This window comes from Cupriavidus sp. CPT47-8839-RL05A (genome assembly GCF_058792255.1).
On sequence record NZ_JBYTEG010000003.1, the window covers coordinates 284,464 to 302,711 of the forward strand.

Sequence of the window (18,248 nt, forward strand, 5' to 3'; positions counted from 1 at the left end):
ATGAGGAGGTACAACTTACAGCATTGCCTTCAGCAGGCGGCCCATCTCCGACGGGTTCTTGGTCACCTTGATACCGCAGGCTTCCATGATTTCCAGCTTGGCCTGGGCGGTATCGGCACCGCCCGAGATCAGCGCGCCGGCGTGGCCCATGCGCTTGCCCGGAGGCGCGGTCACGCCAGCGATGAAGCCAACCACCGGCTTCTTCATGTTTTCCTTGATCCAGTAAGCCGCGTTAGCTTCGTCCGGACCGCCGATCTCACCGATCATGACCACGGCGTCCGTTTCCGGATCGTCGTTGAACATCTTCATCACGTCGATGTGCTTCAGGCCGTTGATGGGGTCGCCACCGATGCCGACAGCCGACGACTGGCCCAGGCCCAGCGCGGTCAGCTGGCCCACGGCTTCGTACGTCAGCGTGCCCGAGCGCGACACCACGCCGATGCGGCCTTTCTTGTGGATATGGCCCGGCATGATGCCGATCTTGATTTCGTCCGGCGTGATCAGGCCCGGGCAGTTCGGTCCCAGCAGCAGGGTCTTCTTGTTCTCGCGGCGCATGCGGTCCTTGACTTCCATCATGTCGCGCACGGGGATGCCTTCGGTGATGCAGACCACCAGGTCCAGGTCGGCCTCAACGGCTTCCCAGATCGCGGCAGCGGCGCCTGCGGGCGGCACGTAGATGACCGACACGGTGGCGCCGGTCTGGGCCTTGGCGTCCTTGACGCTGGCGTAGATGGGAATGCCTTCGAAGTCTTCGCCGGCCTTCTTCGGGTTCACGCCTGCTACGAAGGCGTTCTTGCCGTTGGCGTAGTCGCGGCAGCCACGGGTGTGGAACTGGCCGGTCTTGCCGGTGATGCCCTGGGTGATGACCTTGGTGTCTTTGTTGATCAGAATCGACATGCTGTAATCCTTTGCTTGGCTACGAGCGGCGCGCACAGGGGCTCAAGGGAGCGCCTGCGCACCGCTCGCGTTCGCGTATGGTTGCGTTCGTGCGACGGCTTACTTGCCAGCGGCAGCGGCCACCACCTTCTGGGCGGCTTCTTCCATCGTGTCGGCCGAGATGATGGGCAGGCCCGAGTCGGCCAGCATCTTCTTGCCGAGGTCTTCGTTGGTGCCCTTCATGCGCACGACCAGCGGCACCGTCAGGTGCACGGCCTTGGAAGCGGAGATCACGCCTTCGGCGATCACGTCGCAACGCATGATGCCGCCGAAGATGTTGACCAGGATGGCCTCCACGTTCGGGTTGCTCAGCATCAGCTTGAAGGCTTCGGTCACCTTCTCGGTGGTGGCACCGCCACCCACGTCGAGGAAGTTGGCCGGCTCGCCGCCGAACAGCTTGATGGTGTCCATGGTGGCCATGGCCAGGCCGGCGCCGTTCACCAGGCAGCCGATGTTGCCGTCCAGCGAGATGTAGGCCAGGTCGAACTTCGAGGCTTCGATTTCGTTGGCGTCTTCTTCATCCAGGTCGCGGTAGGCCACGATTTCCGGGTGACGGAACAGCGCGTTCGAGTCGAAGTTGAACTTGGCGTCCAGCGCGATGACCTTGCCGTCGCCGGTCAGGATCAGCGGGTTGATTTCGGCCAGCGAAGCGTCGGTTTCATAGAACGCCTTGTACAGGCCTTGCAGGGCCTGGCGGGCTTGCGCCACGCTCGCGTCGGGCACGCCGATCTTGCGGGCGATGTCGTCGGCATCAGCGTCGGTCAGGCCGATCGACGGCTCGATGATCAGGGTGTGGATCTTTTCCGGGCTGTGGGCAGCGACTTCTTCGATGTCCATGCCGCCTTCGCTCGAGGCCATCAGCGCGACCTTCTGCGAAACACGGTCCACCACCAGCGAAACGTACAGTTCCTTCTTGATGTCGGCGCCTTCTTCGATCAGCAGGCGGTTGACCTTCTTGCCTTCCGGGCCGGTCTGGTGCGTGACCAGCTGCATGCCCAGGATGTTCGAGGCGTAGGTCTTGACGTCGTCGATGCTCTTGGCAACCTTCACGCCGCCGCCCTTGCCGCGGCCACCCGCATGAATCTGGGCCTTGACGACCCACACCGGGCCGCCGAGCGTTTCTGCGGCCTTCAGGGCCTCGTCAACCGAAAACGCGGGGATGCCGCGCGGAACCGGCACATTGTATTTGCGCAGGATTTCCTTGCCTTGATACTCATGGATATTCATGCGTGTTTCCTTTCGGGTAGGCGTAAAAGGTAGAAGGGAAGAATCTGAAAGAAGACGAACTCTCTCGTCTGGCTGGCCAATCCTGAGAATCAGCCGGAGGTGCCGGTCGGCCGCTCGGCCGGGACAGCGTCGTTGCCATCATTGCCGCGGTCGCCATTGGCCGCGGGCGGCGCCTGAGGCGCAGTTGCGACGGCAGGTGCTGCCTCGGCCCGTACCTTGGGCGTCGGCTGGTGACCATACCAGCGCGGGTAAAACTGACGAACCACCTCGCCATCGAAACGCAGGGCGTGGCAGCCGTTCAACTGATAGGGCGGCTCCGGATTCGGGTCGTCCTCGCCGTTGTCGCGGATATTGATGACTTCACCGGCAAAGGCCTGGATCGCCGTGCTGGGCAGCACGCCAGCGGCCTCGGTCAGGTGCGAGCAACCATGCATGCCGCCGAGGCGCTCGCGCACAGCCTTGCGAAAGCCCTTGCGCAGGTTCAGGCCGATCAGCTTGCGGTAAGCCGGGCCGATCGTGTCGCAATGGGACGGATACGGCACCCAGTCCGAGCAGGCCTCGGCATCCAGCACCGTCATTTCCTCATTGATGGTGACGCGCAGCCACAGGTCGTGCAGGGGCTGGCCTACCGGGCGGACGCGGTCGCCGGCCAGTTCGATGTCGCGAGGCTTGGTGTCGGTCAGGCGCACCTCGATGTCCCACAAGCCGTCCTCTCTCTGGTACGCCTCGGCCGTAATGGCGCGACGGTGACGCTGGGAGCGGTTGACGGGCTGGGACAGAGGCATGGCCAGGCTGGAAATACGGGGGGCTGGGGAACGGCGGTGCCGGAGCACCGAAAACCGGGGGAGTTTAACATGCCGCGCCGCTTTGGCCGGGAACATCCTTGTGCAGCAACTGTCGCAGCGGGATTGTCGGCCGACCATGGCGCATCAGGCCTCGCCACCGTCGTCGCCGTAGTCTTCGTCCGCACCCTGGATGATCTTGCTGACGACCGAACGCGAAAACCCGCGCGCCACCATGAAGCGGATCTGCTTGGCCCGCGCCTCGGGCGTGTCCGGCGGGGTGCCGAAGCGCTTGCGCCAGACCTCACGGGCGCGCGCCACTTCCGTGGCGCGCAGCCGCTCCTGCAGATCGCCCAGCTGCTCGCTGCCGAGCTTGTGGGTCTTGGCTTCCTGCATCACGCGCGCGGTGCCGTAGCGGGCGCCGCGGCGGTGCACCAGGCTGTCGGCAAAGCGCTGGTTCGACAGCCAGTTCTCGCGCTCCAGCGCGTCCAGCAACTGCTCCAGCTGCTCGGCCGACTCGGCATGCGGCGCCAGCTTGCGCGCCAGTTCGGCGCGGCTGTGCTCGCGGCGCGACAGGTAGCCGACGGCGCGGGCCTTCAGCGAAAGCGGGGGACGGGTTGCCATGGTTGCCGGAATCTGTGGATGGAGGGGTCCGCGCCAAGCAAAAAGGCCGGGGCATCGGCGATGCCCCGGCCTTCCTGATGGCGCAATGGCCGCTGGCGCGGTCAGTCTTCGACCGCTACCGGCGTGGCAGCCGACGTGGGGTTCATGGCCACCACGCCCAGCGCCGCGCGCACCTTGTTTTCAATCTCGTCGGCGATGTCAGGGTTCTCGCGCAGGTATTCGCGCGCGTTGTCCTTGCCCTGGCCGATCTTGTCGCCGTTGTAGCTGTACCAGGCGCCGGACTTCTCGACGATCTTGGCGTCCACGCCCAAGTCGATGATCTCGCCCTGGCGCGAGATGCCCTGGCCGTACAGGATGTCGAAGAAGGCTTCGCGGAACGGCGGCGAGACCTTGTTCTTGACCACCTTGACCTTGGTCTCGTTGCCGATCACGTCGTCGCCCTTCTTGATCGAGCCGATGCGGCGGATATCCAGGCGCACCGAGGCGTAGAACTTGAGCGCGTTGCCGCCGGTGGTGGTTTCCGGCGAGCCGAACATCACCCCGATCTTCATGCGGATCTGGTTGATGAAGATCACCAGGCAGTTGGTGCGCTTGATGGTGCCGGTCAGCTTGCGCAGCGCCTGGCTCATCAGGCGGGCCTGCAGGCCCGGCAGCGAATCGCCCATTTCGCCTTCGATTTCGGCCTTGGGCACCAGCGCCGCCACCGAGTCGATCACGATCAGGTCGATCGAGCCCGAGCGCACCAGCGCGTCGGTGATTTCCAGCGCCTGTTCGCCGGTGTCCGGCTGCGAGATCAGCAGGTCGCCGACGTTGACGCCCAGCTTGTTGGCGTAGCTGACGTCCAGCGCGTGCTCGGCGTCGATAAAGGCGCAGGTGCCGCCCAGCTTCTGCATCTCGGCCACGACCTGCAGCGTCAGCGTGGTCTTGCCCGACGATTCCGGACCATAGATCTCGACCACGCGGCCGCGCGGCAGGCCGCCGACGCCAAGCGCGATGTCCAGGCCGAGCGAACCGGTGGATACCACCTGAATGTCCTTCTCGACCTCACCGTCGCCCAGGCGCATAATCGAGCCCTTGCCGAACTGCTTCTCGATCTGGGAGAGCGCGGCGGCAAGCGCCTTCTGCTTCTCGGCGCTCACGCCGGCACCTGCCTTCTTGTCGTCCATGGTCGTCCTTGAATCAATGGTGTATAAATAGGCCGCATGTGGCGCGGCACCGGCATTTTCCGGCTCCAGCGCCGGCCCGGCTGTCTGCGCGGCCGCTCTCCAGGGGGTCTCCCCGGGCAGCCCCAGCGGAACGTGCGGGTACTGTATAAAAAAACAGTATGCTTGGCAAGCCCCATCGCGCCCCATTCCGCCGGCGCCGGCTATGCCGGCCAGGGTGGAGACAACCATGCGCATTCTGATCGCCGAAGATGACGACGTGCTGGCCGACGGCCTGACGCGCTCGCTACGCCACTCGGGTTATGCCGTCGACCACGTCACCAACGGCCTGGAAGCCGATTCCGCGCTGTCGACCCAGACCTTCGACCTGCTGATCCTGGACCTGGGCCTGCCGCGCATGTCCGGGCTGGAAGTGCTCAAGCGCCTGCGCGCGCGCGGCGCCATGCTGCCGGTGCTGATCCTGACCGCCGCCGACAGCGTCGACGAGCGCGTCAAGGGCCTGGACCTGGGCGCCGACGACTATATGGCCAAGCCCTTTGCCCTGTCCGAGCTTGAAGCGCGCGTGCGCGCGCTGGTGCGGCGCGGCGCCGGCGGCGGCGCCACGCTGATGCGGCACGGGCCGCTGGCCTACGACCAGGTCGGGCGCATCGCCTATCTCAACGACCAGATGCTGGACCTGTCCGCGCGCGAGATCGGGTTGCTGGAGATCCTGCTCACACGCAGCGGCCGCCTGGTATCGAAAGAGCAACTGGTGGACCACCTGTGCGAGTGGGGCGAGGAAGTCAGCAACAACGCCATCGAGGTCTACGTGCACCGGCTGCGCAAGAAGATCGAAGTCGGCGGCATCCGCATCGCCACCGTGCGCGGGCTTGGCTACTGCCTGGAGAAATTCCAGCCGGCGGTGGCCGCGCACGACTGACCTCCGTCCAACGCCACCGCAGGCCAAGCGACCGACCTGAGCGCAAACCGCCGAGATGAGCCTGCTGCGACTACCCTGGCGGCGCGCGCCCCGCGCCGCGCCACCCTCTCCTTCCGCCACCCCGGGCCCGGACGCCGCCGACCAGGACCTGGCCGACGCGCTGCCGCACCTGGAGGAAAGCACCGCGCATCCGTCGCCGCGCTCATTGTTCGGCGAGATCCTCGACTGGATGCTGGCGCCGCTGCTGCTGCTCTGGCCGATGAGCATCGCGGTGACTTACCTGGTGGCCAAGTCGATCGCCAACGGGCCCTTCGACCGCGCCCTCGAAGCCAGCGCCATCGTGCTGTCGCAGCAGGTGCGCGAGGTCAACGGGCGCATCACGCTGCAACTGCCGCTGTCGGCGCGCGAGATCCTGCGCGCCGACGAGACCGACAGCATCTACTACCAGGTGGTCGGCAAGCGCGGCGAATACATCGCCGGCGACCACGACCTGCCGCTGCCATCCGAGGAAGACCAGGGCCATGCGGGGCTGGTGTCCCTGCGCGATGACCGCGTGGCCGGCAACGACGTGCGCGTGGCCTACACCTATATCGACCTGAAGCAGGTCAGCGGCACCCAGCCGGTGCTGGTGCAGGTGGCCGAGACCCTGGACAAGCGCGCGCGCCTGGCCAACGAGATCATCAAGGGCGTGATCCTGCCGCAGTTCGTGATCCTGCCGCTGGCGGTGGTGCTGGTGTGGTTCGGGCTGTCGCGCGGGCTGGCGCCGCTGACCGCGATCCAGCAGCGCATCCGCGCGCGCAACCCCGGCGATACCAGCCCGATCGACGAACGCGCCGCGCCGCAGGAAATCACGCCGCTGGTGGGTTCGTTCAACGACCTGCTGGCGCGCCTGGACCAGTCGGTGCAGACCCAGAAGCGCTTTATCGCCGATGCCGCGCATCAGATGAAGACACCGCTGGCGGGCCTGCGCATGCAGGCCGAGCTGGCGCAGCGCGAGCAGTCGCCGGAAGAGCTGCGGCGCTCGCTGGCGCAGATCGCCGGCAGCTCTGAGCGCACCGCGCACCTGGTCACGCAGCTGCTGTCGCTGGCACGCATGGAAAACCTGGCGGGCACCGGCGGCATGGCCGCGCTGGACCTGGCGGCGCTCGCGCGCGAGGTGGTCAAGGACTGGCTGCCGCAGGCCTGGGCGCGCGACATCGACCTGGGGCTGGACGCGGACGAACATCCGGTGATGGTGCAGGGCAACCGCCTGATGCTGACCGAGATGCTGAACAACCTGCTCGACAACGCCATCCGCTACACGCCGCGCGGCGGGCACGCCACGGTGCGCGTCAGCGCCGATGCCTTCGAGCCGTTCGCCTACCTGGATGTGGAAGACACCGGCCCGGGCATTGCGCCGGCCGAGCGCGAGCGCGTGATGGAGCGCTTCTACCGCGTGCTCGGCACCAATACCGAAGGCAGCGGCCTGGGCCTGGCCATCGTGCGCGAGATCGTGCAGCAGCACGGCGGCGACGTCCAGATCTCCGACCACGTCTACCAGCAATCGCCACGGCTGGCCGGCGCGCATTTCCGCGTGACGCTGCGCCGGCCCGACTACCTCCCGCCCGCATGAACGACAGCCCCGCCCCCGACAGTGCCGAAGCCCGCCAGCACCAGGCCTGGCGGCGCAACCTGCGCTGGATCTGCGGCCTGCTCGCGATCTGGTTCACCGTCACCTTCGTGGTGGCATGGTTTGCGCGCGACCTGCGCTTCGACTTCTTTGGCTGGCCGTTCTCGTTCTGGGTCGGCGCGCAAGGCGCGCTGGTGGTCTACGTGCTGATGGCCGCGCTCTACGCCTGGCGCATGAACCGCGCCGACGGCGAAGCCGACGCCGACAGCCTGGCCGCGCCCGCCCCTGCGCCTTCGCAGGGCGCCTCGCGTGGAACAGGCACCGATGCTGCATAGCCGCACCCCTGCAAAGCGCGCCATTCAGCCACACAAGTGAATTGCGCCCCGCAGCGCAGCATCCGAACTCCCGCCCACGGCTAGCGTATACCCCGATATTCTTTGACGATTCCGTCCCCCGTTCTGTCAGAACGCAGTAAGTTTCGCCACCCACAATCCTCTGCAACTCAGGCATAGCGGCCAGCCGCGCGGTCTTTCCCGCGCCACGCCCACCCGAGATCCATTCCAGACGGAGGAGACAATATGGCAAACGTGCAAAACGTTGCGGTGCCCGGAGGGGGCGCGCAGAACGCACCGATGACAGCCGAAGAGCGCAAGGTGATCTTTGCCTCATCGCTGGGCACGGTGTTCGAGTGGTACGACTTTTATCTCTACGGCTCGCTGGCGGCGATCATTGCCAAGCAGTTCTTCGCCGGACTGGATCCCACCTCGGCCTTCATCTTCGCGCTGCTCGCATTCGCCGCCGGCTTTATCGTGCGGCCGTTCGGCGCGCTGGTGTTCGGCCGCCTGGGCGACATGATCGGGCGCAAGTACACCTTCCTGGTGACGATCCTGCTCATGGGCCTGTCGACCTTCATCGTCGGCCTGCTGCCGGGCTACGCCACCATCGGCTGGGCCGCGCCGATCATCCTGATCGCACTGCGCATGCTGCAGGGCCTGGCGCTCGGCGGCGAGTACGGCGGTGCCGCCACCTACGTGGCCGAGCACGCACCGCACGGCAAGCGCGGCGCCTATACCTCGTGGATCCAGACCACGGCCACCCTGGGCCTGTTCCTGTCGCTGATCGTGATCCTGCTGTGCCGCGAAATGACCGGGCCCAACTTCGAGACCTGGGGCTGGCGCATCCCGTTCCTGGTGTCGATCCTGCTGCTGGGCGTGTCGGTGTATATCCGCCTGTCGATGAATGAATCGCCGGCGTTCCAGCGCATGAAGGCAGAGGGCAAGACCTCCAAGGCCCCGCTGACCGAGTCCTTCGGCCAGTGGCGCAACCTGAAGATCGTGATCCTGGCCCTGCTCGGCCTGACCGCCGGCCAGGCCGTGGTCTGGTACACCGGCCAGTTCTATGCGCTGTTCTTCCTGACCCAGGTGCTCAAGGTCGATGCCAAGACGGCCAACCTGCTGATCGCCGGCGCACTGGTGCTCGGCACGCCGTTCTTCATCTTCTTCGGCTCGCTGTCGGACAAGATCGGCCGCAAGTGGATCATCATGGCGGGCTGCGCGCTGGCCGTGCTGACCTACTTCCCGCTGTTCAAGGCCATGACCCACTACGCCAACCCGGCGCTGGAGCGCGCCCAGCAGAGCGCCCAGATCGTGGTCACCGCCGACCCGAAGCAGTGCTCGTTCCAGGGCAGCCCGATCGCCCGCGAGATCGACTTCCGCAGCTCCTGCGACATCGCCAAGCGCACGCTGGCCCAGGCATCGGCCAGCTATGAAGTGGTCGAGGCCCCGGCCGGCACCGTGGCCACGGTGAAGATCGGCGACAAGGAGATCAAGGCCTTCGACGCGCAGCTGGTGAACGGCCACAGCTTCGACGACGCCAGCAAGAAGCAGATCGCAGCGTTCAAGAAGGAGGTGGGTGAATCGATGGCCTCCGCCGGCTACCCGACCAAGGCCGACCCGGCACAGATGAACACGATCATGGTGCTGGTGATCCTGGTCATCCTGGTGATCTACGTCACCATGGTGTACGGCCCGATCGCCGCCATGCTGGTGGAGCTGTTCCCGACCCGCATCCGCTACACCTCGATGTCGCTGCCCTACCATATCGGCAACGGCTGGTTCGGCGGCCTGCTGCCCACCATCTCGTTCGCGCTGGTGGCCCAGAACGGCAACATCTACTACGGGCTCTGGTACCCGATCATCATCGCAGCCATCACCTTCGTGATCGGCGCGCTGTTCATCCGCGAGACCAAGGACGTGAACATCTACGCCAACGACTGAGCGGTCGTCCGGCACTAACGGAAACGGCAGGCCCACCGGCCTGCCGTTTTTTTATGCATGGGCCCTTCGTGCAAAATCTTCGCGCGAAGGTGTTGACAGCAACGAAAGCCCAGGTATAATCTCAGTCTTCGTTGGCGAATTAGCTCAGTCGGTTAGAGCGACGGAATCATAATCCGCAGGTCCGGGGTTCGAGTCCCTGATTCGCCACCATCTATTTGAAAAGCCGCGATCCCGCATGGGTTCGCGGCTTTTTTCTTTGGGTCGCTACCAGCTCGCGCAAGCGAGCCGCCCATGATGGGCGGCCACAGACAACGCTTACCAGTAACGCACGCGCCCGGTATCGATGTGCACGAACTGGTCAGACTCATAGAAGCCGACGCCCCCAGCCTGCAATGACTTGGCCGCGTCGCGCACGTCCGCCAGCGGCACGCCGGCCAGGCGGATGTCGATGGCCTTGCCGTCCATGTGCAGGCTGTGCCTGGCCACGCCGCCGCCGCGCGAGTTGCGCAGGCGCGAGTTGGTGGCCGGGCTGCGGTAGCCGGAAATGACCTGGAACGGCTGCTCGGTGCCAAGCTCGCGGCGGACCTGGAACAGGAGGTCGAACAGCTGCGGATCGATCATGCCGACCTTGCCGGAGTAATGGTCACGCAGGAAGCCGTTGAGCGTAGTCAGCGCGTCGGGCACGAAGCGGTCGCCAACGGCATAGACCAGCGACACGCGTTCGCCGGTATGGGTGTGGTCGAAAGCCAGCGTTCGGGCGTCCGGCAGGCCTGCCAGGGCCTGGTTTGCAGGCAGGCTTGCCAGCGCCTGGCGCGGTGCCAGCGGCATCAGGCTGGCGGCGAGGGCCAGGCCTCCGGTGGTATGAAGAAAGCGGCGGCGTGCCTTGCGCGTCGCATCAGTCATGGTACTTCCTCTGAATGTCCCAGTGGCGCCTCAGCGGGTGGTGCCGGAGGCGCTTGCGATAGCTGGTTGCTGGGGCCGTCCGTTGCGTTGCCGCAGTGCCTTGTCCAGCAGTTTGTCGTGACCGTAAATGTCAGGCAAGAAGGATACACGACCATCGGCGCGCGCAATGACCGTGCCGTAGGCCAGCACCACCGGCAAGGGCTGCTCCAGGCGCACCGTATTGGACTTGCCACGCGTCATCGCTTCGCGGATGCGGGTTTCGTTCCAGTCCGGCATATCGTGCAACACGAACTGGGCCAACGCTACTGGGGATTCCACGCGGATGCAGCCGTGGCTGAAGTCGCGCCGGCCGCGCTTGAACAGCTGCGGCGAGGGCGTGTGGTGCAGGTAGATGTTCTCGTTGTTGGGAAACACGAACTTGATATCGCCCAGCGCGTTCAGCGGGCCTGGCCGCTGGCGGATGCGCATGCGGCCATTCAGCACTGCTTCGAGATTTTCCTCGGACAGCGTGGTCACGGCCTTGCCGTCGCCGGTAACGAACTCCAGGCCCTGCCGGTTGAAATAGGCCGGATCGCTGCGCAGATGCGGCACGGTCTCGCGGCGCGCGATCGAGGGCGGGATGTTCCAGTACGGGCTGAACTCGATGTAGCGCATATCCTCCTCGAACAGCGGCGTGCGCGTATCCAGTGCCTTGCCGACGATCACCTTCATCTCGAGCTTGATGTCGAGCTTGCCGTCGCGGATCTCATAGGCGCGCAGCATGAACTCCGGCACATTGACCACGATCATGCGCGGACCGTCCAGCGGCGTCCAGCGCAGCCGCTCCATGGTCAGTTCGATTTGCCGCACACGGCTGGCGATGGGCAGGTTGAGTTGTGCCAGCGTGGCCGCGCCGATCACGCCGTCGGCCTCCAGGCCGTGGCGCGACTGGAACGCCTTGACGCCGTCGACCAGGGCGCCTTCGTAGCGGGCCGGCACCTGGGTGCCGGCGGGCAGGTCGCCCAGCGCAACCAGGCGTGCAGCCAGCGCCGCGGCACCGGCCCAGGTCTGGCCCGGCGTCAGTTTGCTCGCCGGCAACGGTGGCAGCGGCTGCCCCCAGACCGGCTGCTTCGCGATCTCGCGGTACCGCGCCAGGGCGTCCCGCAGCGTGCCGTAGAGCGGGAAGGTGGGCGCTGCCTGGCGGATGGCGGCGGGCAGCCGCTGCTGCTTGACGGCATCGCGCAGCCAGACGGCGGCATCGAAGGGCCGTTCCGCCTGCGGGGCAAAGTTGGCATGGACCGCGCGCGGGTTGACGCGCCCGCCGTGCAGGTCTGCCAGCATCCGCTCCATCGCGGCGCTCAGCGCCGCGTCCACGCGTGCGGCCGCGTCCGGCGGCAATGCTGGCCCGCTGGCGGCCTGGGCCACGGCCTGGCGCAAGGCGTCGGCATCGTAGTCGCGCGGGTCGAGGCCGTCGGCCGCGGCCGCGGCCAGCGCATCGACGGCCTGGCGGGCCGCCGGCACCGGTCGGCCCTGCGCAAACCACATCGGTTCGTTGGCGAAGGCAGGCGTGGCCAGGCATGCGGCGGCACAGGCAAGCACGACAGCGCCCAGGCGGCGTGCGGCGGCATTCAGGGTCGGTGGCATCGGGCGAAAAGTTCGGATTCGTCACACACGCCAACAGTCTACCCGCGATGGCGGCATGGTGCCGCAAGCCGCCCGGGGTGCGCGTTACCACACCAGCTGATGCCGCCGCGCGTAGTCCACCATTTCGACCAGGGAGCCGACATTGAGCTTGGCCATGATGTTGGCCTTGTGCGTGCTGACCGTCTTGCTGCTGATCAGCAGTTGCGCCGCGATCGACTTGTTGGAATGGCCGCGCGCCAGGTATTGCAGGATGGTGATCTCGCGGTTGCTCAGCCGCGCAAAGCCGGATTCCCGCTGCTCGCCGATCTGGCGCACGGTTTCCAGCGTATGCATGGGAAATACCAGGTAGCCGCTGAGCACGCCGCGTACGGCCTGCATCACCTCGGCCAGCCCACGCTGCTTGACCACGAAGCCATGGGCGCCGGCGCGCAGCGCCCGCACCGACGCCAGGGTGGCGTCGCTGTCGGACAGTACCAGCAAGGGCACGGCGGGCTGCGTCGCCGAGACGCGCCGGACAAAGTCGATGCCGGGATTGCCGAAGCACTCGATATCGACCAGCACCAGCCCCGGCCGTTGCTCGCGGACCAGCCGGAATGCTTCCTGCATGCCGTCCATTTCCAGTACTTCACCGGCGCCCAACTCAGCGCGGATTTCAGCGGACAGCGTGGTGCGGAACCGGGAGGGTTCATCGACGATCAGCGCGAGATGCAATTTGAGGCTCCTTAACGACTTGCATGGCTTGGCCTGGTGCCAAGGTTAAGGGGCCGGAGAGATCCTGATGCGCCGAATCCTCGCCGCGCAGATGCGGCAAAATCTGCATCAGAGTCAGACTCTTCTGCATGGCTGTTTTCGTATCGATGCCGCGGTCGGCGTTACCCGTTGGCAGCGTCGAGGACTTCAGTCAGCTTGCGGCTGGCATCCAGCGCCGCGGGGAACCCGCAGTAGACCGCGCTGTGCACCATCAGTTCGCGCAGTTCCTGCGGCGTAACGCCATTGGCGAGCGCGCCGCGCAGGTGGCCGGCCAGCTCCTGCGGCCGGTTCAGCGCAATCAGCATCGACACCGTGGCCAGGCTGCGCTGCTTGCGGTCCAGGCCGTCGCGGGTCCAGACCGTGCCCCAGGCGAACTCCGTCACCAGTTGCTGCAGGCTGGTGTCGCCCTGCTGTGCGGCGGCGTCCAGCGCGCGCCGGACGTGCTCGGGGCCGAGCACTTCGGTGCGCACGTCAAGACCGGCCTCGAAGGCCGGCGTGGGAGTGTAGGCGGGAAGTTGGCTGGGTTCGGCCATGGCATGGGTCTCCGGTTTGGGTGGATGCCGCATGGTAGCCGAACCGATCAAGCCGATTCGAGCGGCCGCAGCATCGGTGCCGCGGCCCCAAGGTCATTCCATGCCCGCGGGCAGGAAGCGCGGCGCCGGCGCCGAACGCGGCACCTCGCGCTCGCCCTGCTGGTACAGCCGATACGTGCCGCGTGCCTGGTTGTGCGGATGGCGCGCGGCCTCGTCCAGGGTCAGCACGCGTGCAAAGCACACGTCGGTGCCGCCCAGCACCGCCTCCCAGTGGGTGCTGGGCTTGCCTGCGATGCAAGCGGCAATGCGTGCCTTCACCGCGGGCCACTGGGCGCGGTCATACTGCGTGGCGGGGTCGATGTCGGTCAGTTCGAGCCGCTCGAGCAGCTCGCGGTAGAACTGCGGCTCGAGCGCGCCCAGCGTGATGGCGCGGCCGTCGGCACAAGGGAAGACGTCATAGAACGGCGAATCGTGGAAGGGGCTCGGTTGCGGGCCGCCCAGCGTGCCGGCTGCGCGCGACACCTGCACCAGCGAGCCCAGCATGGCGACGATATCGGTGATGGCCGCATCCACCACGCAGCCCTCGCCGCTTGCGCGCGCGCTCAGGATGGCGCTGGTGATGCCGAATGCCAGGCCAAGCGCGCCGGTGGCATCGCCCATCACGGTCGGCGGCACCATCGGCAGCTCGCCCTCGCGCGCGGCCATCGACAAGAGGCCGGTCAGCGCGATGTAGTTGAGGTCGTGGCCGGCGCTCTGCGACAGCGGGCCGGTCTGGCCCCAGCCGGTCATGCGCCCGTAGACCAGGCGCGGATTGCGTGCATGGCACGCCTTCGGGCCCAGGCCGAGGCGCTCCATCGCTCCCGGGCGCAGCCCTTCGATCAGCGCGTCGGCGCCGGCCACCAGGTCCAGCGCGGCGGCCACGTCGTCCGCAGACTTCAGGTTCAGTTGCACCACGCGCTTGCCGTGCTCCAGCTCCATCTCAGGCGGCACGGGCTGGCCGCGCAGGATGCGGCGGGCATCCGGCGCGACCGGCCGGGTCACCAGCGTGACCTCGGCGCCCAGGCCGGCCAGCATCGCACCGCACAACGGGCCGGGGCCGATGCCTTCGAATTCCACTACCTTGATACCGCGCAGGGGCAGCAGGTTGCCACGCTCACTCATGATCGTCGTCTCCGGAATCGCCGCCCGCCCGGGCCATGGCCGGGGGACAGCTTGCATTGAATTGGTATGGGATGGGCCGTGCCTGCGGCAGCGCGGGCGTGCCAATGCCTGCCGCGGGGCTCGAGAGCATGCTACGCGCCACGGCGTTGACGGGGCAATGGCCAAATGCTTCAGCCGGCTTGACGGAATCCGTCAGCCGGCCGGCTATCGCACGGCGAAATCGGATAAATCCGATCCGACTTGATCTAAATCGGGTCCTGGCAGGACACTAGGTGCCATGATGGTTCCAGATGGCGGTGCCGCCTCATGGTGCACCGCCTGCCGACAGCCCCCATCCAGGAGATTTCCAACATGACCAATATCGTGCTCGCCACCGACGGTTCGGCCTTCAGCGACGCCGCGGCCCGTTTTATCGCCGAAGGCAAGCTGCTGCAGAGCGGCTTCACCGTGCATGTCGTGCATGTCGCGCCGGAAGTAAGCGGCCAGGTGCGCGCCTTTGTCAGCAAGGAGACCATCGATGACTGGCACAAGGAGGCCAGCGACAAGGCCATGGCGACGGTCTGCGAGATTCTGTCCGCAGCCAGGGTGCCGTTCGAGCGGCACCCGCTGCACGGCTTCGCGCCGGAGCGCATCGTCGCCTGTGCGCGCTCGGTCGACGCCGCAGCCATCGTGATGGGCACGCATGGCCGGGGTTCGTTCTTCGATGCGGTGATCGGTTCGGTCGCAGGCCGCGTGCTGGCGCAGGCCGAGTGCCCGGTGCTGCTGGTCAAGGCGCCGGAAAAGAAGGGTTGAGCAAAGTAGTGGAAAACCGGCGCCCTGGCGGCGCCGACCGGTAGACCTCAGGCGCCCCACAGGGGCGCTTCGTCCATCAGCGCCACCTGTTCGCGCAGTTCCAGGATGCGATCCTGCCAGTAGCGCGCCGTGCCGAACCAAGGGAACGCGGCCGGAAAGGCCGGGTCGGCCCAGCGGCTGGCGAGCCAGGCGCTGTAATGGAGCAGCCGCAGCGTGCGCAGCGCTTCCACCAGCCACAGTTCGCGCGGCTGGAATTCGGCGAAGTCCTCATAGCCGGCAACGATGTCGGCCAGTTGGTCCTGCATGGCCGCGCGGTCGCCCTCGAGCAGCATCCAGATGTCCTGGATCGCCGGCGCCATTCGGCTGTCATCGAAGTCAACGAAATGCGGGCCCGGTGCGCCATGAGTGCCGCCGCGCGCGTCGTCCTCGCCGATCCACAGCACATTGCCGCGATGGCAGTCGCCGTGGGTGCGCAGCAGGCGCACCTCGCCGGCGCGCTCATAGCAGCGGCGCACGCCGTCCAGCGCCAGGTCGGTCACCGATTGCCATGCGGGCAGCAGGTCGGCGGGAATGCAGCCGCTGGCGAGCAGCCAGTCGCGTGGGGCAACGCCGAAGGTTTCAAGATTTAGCGCCGGGCGCGCCTGGTAGGGCTGCGTCGCCCCCAGCGCGTGGATGCGGCCGATGAAGCGGCCGAGCCAGGTCAGCGTGTCGGAACGGTCCAGCGCGGGCTCGCGGCCGCCGCAGCGGGGGAATACCGCGAAACGGAAGCCGGCGTGATGCAGCAGCGTGCCGGCCGCGCCCGGTGCCAGCACCATGGCCGGCACGGCCGGGATCTCGGCATCGGCCAGCTGCTGCACGAAGGCGTGTTCTTCCAGGATGGCCGCATCGGTCCAGCGGCCCGGACGGTAGAACTTGGCGATGACCGGCGCGGCATCTTCGATGCCCAGCTGCCAGACGCGGTTCTCATAGCTGTTGAGCGCCAGCAGGCGCCCGTCGGGGCGCAGGCCAGCGCCTTCCAGCGCGTCCAGCATCAGCTCCGGCGTCAGGCCGGCGTAGGGAACGCCGGGGTCGGCCGGGGTGTCGGACGCGTGCATGTTGTCAGCCTGTCCCGCTCAGCGCGCCGGCTTGCGGTTGCCGCCGAGCAGCGCGGCCTGCGGCGCCGGACGGCGATTGCGCGCCGGTGCCGGGGCCGCGTCGTGCGGCTGGCGCGCGGGTTGAGCCGCGGCCCGTTGCTGGCGCGCCGGCTCCTGGCCGTCGCGGCGCGGTGCGGGATTGCGCGCGCCGCCGGCGGGCTGGCCGCCACGGTTGCCGTTGGCTGCGCCGTTGCCGCGCTGGCCGCCTTCGGCAGCGCGCGTGCGCGGCTGGCCGCCCTGGGCTTGCCGCGGCGCAGCCTGCGCTTCGCGCGCCGGGCGCTGGCGCTGGGCGCCCTCGCCTTCGTTGCCGGCCGGACGCGCCTGGGCGCGTCCGCGGCCCTGGCCTTGTCCTTGCCCCTGGCCACCACCGCCACGCTGTTGGCGGCCCTTCTGGATCGGCTCGGGCGCGATGCTCGGGTCGACCTCGAAGCCCGGCAGCACAGTCTGCTCGAGCTTGCGCTTGATCAGGCGTTCGATATCGCGCAGCAGCGCAATCTCGTCCACGCAGACCAGCGAGATCGCTTCGCCCTCGGCGCCGGCGCGGCCGGTGCGGCCGATGCGGTGCACATAGTCCTCGGGCACGTTGGGCAGGTCGAAGTTGACCACGTGCGGCAGCTGGTCGATGTCGATGCCGCGCGCGGCGATATCGGTTGCCACCAGCAGCCGCAGCGTGCCGGACTTGAATTCCGACAGCGCGCGCGTGCGCGCCGACTGGCTCTTGTTGCCATGGATCGCCAGTGCCGACAGGCCGTCCTTGGTCAGTTGCTCGGCCAGGCGGTTGGCGCCGTGCTTGGTGCGCGTGAACACCAGCACCTGGTGCCAGTCATGCTGGCGCACCAGGTGGGCCAGCAGTTCGCGCTTGCGCTCGCGGTCCACCGGATAGACGCGCTGGTCCACGGTCTCGGCCGTGGTATTGCGCCGCGCCACCTCGATCGAGGCCGGGTTGTTCAGCAGGCGGTCGGCCAGCGCGCGGATATCGTCCGAGAACGTTGCCGAGAACAGCAGGTTCTGGCGCTTGGCCGGCAGCACGTTGAGGATCTTGCGGATATCGTGAATGAAGCCCATGTCGAGCATGCGGTCGGCTTCGTCCAGCACCAGCAGTTCCACCTGCGACAGGTCGATGGTGCGCTGGGACACGTGGTCCAGCAGACGGCCGGGCGTGGCCACCACGATCTCGACGCCGCGCTTGAGCTGTTCGATCTGCGGATTGATGCCGACGCCGCCGAACATCACCATCGAGCGCAGGCGCAGGTACTTGCCGTAGTTGCGCACGCTCTCCTCGACCTGGGCGGCCAGTTCGCGCGTGGGCGTCAGCACCAGTGCGCGCACCGGCAGGCGGGCCGGACGCTGCGCGCCATTGGCGCCGCGCGCCGCGGAATCGGACAGCAGCTGCAGCATCGGCAGCGTAAAGCCGGCGGTCTTGCCGGTGCCGGTCTGCGCGCCGGCGAGCAGGTCACCGCCCTTGAGGATGGCGGGGATCGCCTGGGCCTGGATGGGAGTCGGCGTGGTGTAGCCCTGTTCGGCCACGGCACGCACAATCTTGTCGGACAAGCCGAGTTCAGAAAAAGACATGAATTGCTGCTTGGGCCATCGCTGCGCACGCGGTGCGCCAAACGCCGGATGGCTCCTGGTAATCGGATCGGAATCGGAACGCGAACGCCGGGAAGCCGGCATGGCAGGGCACCGGCCCGCCCGCGAAGGAAAGAGCGGTAGTGTACCAGTCCGGGACCAGCGGGTTCTGCACCGCGCGCGGCCCCGCATGCGCGCCGGCGCACATCGGATCTGCGCGGGTGGCGCTGCGCTATCATGACAGCCTC

General features: G+C 67.2%; 17 protein-coding genes and 1 tRNA gene. 6 read left to right on the plus strand and 12 right to left on the minus strand.

Translation table 11 applies throughout. The annotated features are described in order from the left end of the window. Window positions 1–15 precede the first annotated feature (15 nt). The 5 genes from sucD to recA form a co-directional block, all read right to left on the minus strand. Window positions 16–897, minus strand: coding sequence for a succinate--CoA ligase subunit alpha (sucD, locus tag AC3WVS_RS04980; protein ID WP_492317643.1), 882 nt, complete (start codon window positions 895–897; stop codon window positions 16–18). A gap of 99 nt (window positions 898–996) precedes the next feature. Beyond that, window positions 997–2,163, minus strand: coding sequence for an ADP-forming succinate--CoA ligase subunit beta (gene sucC / locus AC3WVS_RS04985; RefSeq protein ID WP_492317644.1), 1,167 nt, complete (start codon window positions 2,161–2,163; stop codon window positions 997–999). 89 nt (window positions 2,164–2,252) lie between these two features. Then, window positions 2,253–2,948, minus strand: a complete 696-nt coding sequence (locus AC3WVS_RS04990; RefSeq protein WP_011614567.1) for a DUF2889 domain-containing protein — start codon at window positions 2,946–2,948, stop codon at window positions 2,253–2,255. A 144-nt stretch (window positions 2,949–3,092) separates the two neighbouring features. Then, entirely contained in the window at window positions 3,093–3,569 is a 477-nt protein-coding gene (recX, locus tag AC3WVS_RS04995; protein ID WP_492317645.1) for a recombination regulator RecX, read from the minus strand. 101 nt (window positions 3,570–3,670) lie between these two features. Continuing rightward, a complete protein-coding gene (gene recA / locus AC3WVS_RS05000; RefSeq protein ID WP_492317646.1) occupies window positions 3,671–4,735 on the minus strand; it encodes a recombinase RecA in 1,065 nt (354 codons plus the stop codon). Window positions 4,736–4,961: 226 nt separating this feature from the next. Between recA and AC3WVS_RS05005 the strand changes: the two genes are divergently transcribed. The 5 genes from AC3WVS_RS05005 to AC3WVS_RS05025 all read left to right on the plus strand — a co-directional run bounded on the left by AC3WVS_RS05005 (window position 4,962) and on the right by AC3WVS_RS05025 (window position 9,746). Next, complete coding sequence (locus AC3WVS_RS05005) at window positions 4,962–5,651, plus strand: response regulator (RefSeq protein ID WP_456803113.1); 690 nt, start codon at window positions 4,962–4,964, stop codon at window positions 5,649–5,651. A gap of 55 nt (window positions 5,652–5,706) precedes the next feature. Continuing rightward, entirely contained in the window at window positions 5,707–7,263 is a 1,557-nt protein-coding gene (locus tag AC3WVS_RS05010) for a sensor histidine kinase (RefSeq protein WP_492317647.1), read from the plus strand. Further along, entirely contained in the window at window positions 7,260–7,595 is a 336-nt protein-coding gene (locus tag AC3WVS_RS05015) for a DUF4212 domain-containing protein (RefSeq protein ID WP_492317648.1), read from the plus strand. The genes AC3WVS_RS05010 and AC3WVS_RS05015 overlap by 4 nt, the downstream gene beginning before the upstream one ends. Before the next feature lie 243 nt (window positions 7,596–7,838). Beyond that, complete coding sequence (locus AC3WVS_RS05020; RefSeq protein WP_492317649.1) at window positions 7,839–9,536, plus strand: MFS transporter; 1,698 nt, start codon at window positions 7,839–7,841, stop codon at window positions 9,534–9,536. Window positions 9,537–9,669: 133 nt separating this feature from the next. Beyond that, window positions 9,670–9,746 (plus strand) — tRNA-Met (locus AC3WVS_RS05025). A gap of 105 nt (window positions 9,747–9,851) precedes the next feature. Here the strand turns inward: AC3WVS_RS05025 and mepK are convergent. From mepK to AC3WVS_RS05050, 5 genes are all read right to left on the minus strand, one after another. Continuing rightward, window positions 9,852–10,439, minus strand: coding sequence for a peptidoglycan L,D-endopeptidase MepK (mepK, locus tag AC3WVS_RS05030; RefSeq protein ID WP_492317650.1), 588 nt, complete (start codon window positions 10,437–10,439; stop codon window positions 9,852–9,854). Between the two features lie 30 nt (window positions 10,440–10,469). Continuing rightward, entirely contained in the window at window positions 10,470–12,062 is a 1,593-nt protein-coding gene (locus tag AC3WVS_RS05035; RefSeq protein ID WP_492317651.1) for a L,D-transpeptidase family protein, read from the minus strand. Window positions 12,063–12,146: 84 nt separating this feature from the next. Next, a complete protein-coding gene (locus AC3WVS_RS05040) occupies window positions 12,147–12,773 on the minus strand; it encodes a LuxR C-terminal-related transcriptional regulator (RefSeq protein WP_492317652.1) in 627 nt (208 codons plus the stop codon). Between the two features lie 161 nt (window positions 12,774–12,934). Then, entirely contained in the window at window positions 12,935–13,345 is a 411-nt protein-coding gene (locus AC3WVS_RS05045; RefSeq protein ID WP_492317653.1) for a carboxymuconolactone decarboxylase family protein, read from the minus strand. A 93-nt stretch (window positions 13,346–13,438) separates the two neighbouring features. Beyond that, entirely contained in the window at window positions 13,439–14,506 is a 1,068-nt protein-coding gene (locus tag AC3WVS_RS05050) for a CaiB/BaiF CoA transferase family protein (protein ID WP_492317654.1), read from the minus strand. Window positions 14,507–14,857: 351 nt separating this feature from the next. Here AC3WVS_RS05050 and AC3WVS_RS05055 point away from each other — a divergent pair, with 351 nt between their 5' ends. Then, window positions 14,858–15,298 carry a universal stress protein gene (locus tag AC3WVS_RS05055; protein WP_492317655.1) on the plus strand — a complete coding sequence of 147 codons (441 nt, stop codon included), beginning with the start codon at window positions 14,858–14,860 and terminating at the stop codon, window positions 15,296–15,298. Between the two features lie 47 nt (window positions 15,299–15,345). Here AC3WVS_RS05055 and AC3WVS_RS05060 read toward each other — a convergent pair whose 3' ends face one another. Both AC3WVS_RS05060 and AC3WVS_RS05065 read right to left on the minus strand, forming a co-directional pair. Continuing rightward, complete coding sequence (locus AC3WVS_RS05060; RefSeq protein ID WP_492317656.1) at window positions 15,346–16,392, minus strand: serine/threonine protein kinase; 1,047 nt, start codon at window positions 16,390–16,392, stop codon at window positions 15,346–15,348. A gap of 18 nt (window positions 16,393–16,410) precedes the next feature. Continuing rightward, complete coding sequence (locus tag AC3WVS_RS05065) at window positions 16,411–18,003, minus strand: DEAD/DEAH box helicase (protein ID WP_058698372.1); 1,593 nt, start codon at window positions 18,001–18,003, stop codon at window positions 16,411–16,413. Between the last annotated feature and the right edge of the window lie 245 nt (window positions 18,004–18,248).